We start from the raw sequence: 832 nt of genomic DNA, 5'->3' as shown, positions 1-832 counted from the left end.
AGAGTAGGACACCGCCGGACACCAATTCACGATGGCCACCCAGAAATGGGTGGCCATCGCTGTTTAACCAGAGGTTCCGCAGAAGGAACCGGAAGACCCAGCACCTCGACCCCCGTGGCGTCCGCCATGGTGCGGGTTAGGGTGGTGGCTGGCGGCTCACGGGGCGCCGATCCCCGTCCTCGCGGACGGGTCAACTCCACAGAGCTCCACCACGACAGGCGAGGAACGCATGGACGACGCAGCACCCGACCGCAACGCCCGCGGACAGGACCGGCGCGACGAGCGCCCGCCCCGCGCCGCCGGCGGCGACCGCTCCTCCTCCCCGCGAGGCGGAGCTCGAGACGGCGATCGGCCCGCTCGCGGTGGAGACTCCCGTCCGTACCGCTCGAACGACTCCGGATCGCGCTCGGACGCTCCGCGCCGTGACGGAGCCGGACGTCCGGACCGTGGCGGAGACTCTCGTCCCCGCCGCGACGGCGACTCTCGTCCGTACTCCAGCGGCAACTCCCGTCCGCGCCGCGACGGTGACGCTCGCCCTCCTCGGGCCGGTGACGCCCGTCCCTCTCGCGACGGTGATTCCCGTCCTCGTCGTGAGGGCGACTTCCGTCCCTCTCGTGACTCCGACTCCCGCCCTCGTCGCGACGGCGATGCGCGTCCTTCCCGTGACGGAAACTCCCGTCCGCGTCGGGAGGGCGACTTCCGTCCTTCTCGCGATGGCGACTCCCGCCCCCGCCGCGATGGTGATTCCCGTCCCTCCCGCGATGGTGACTCTCGCCCCCGGTACGGGGATGCGCGTCCTTCTCGTGATGGTGATTCCCGTCCGCGTCGTGAG

Origin of the sequence: Rathayibacter sp. VKM Ac-2929, assembly GCF_022815495.1 — a bacterium.
In the GTDB taxonomy this organism is placed as follows: Bacteria; Actinomycetota; Actinomycetes; order Actinomycetales; family Microbacteriaceae; genus Rathayibacter; species Rathayibacter festucae.
The sequence above is the reverse complement of the archived record's forward strand: the minus strand, read 5'-3'. Positions refer to the sequence as shown.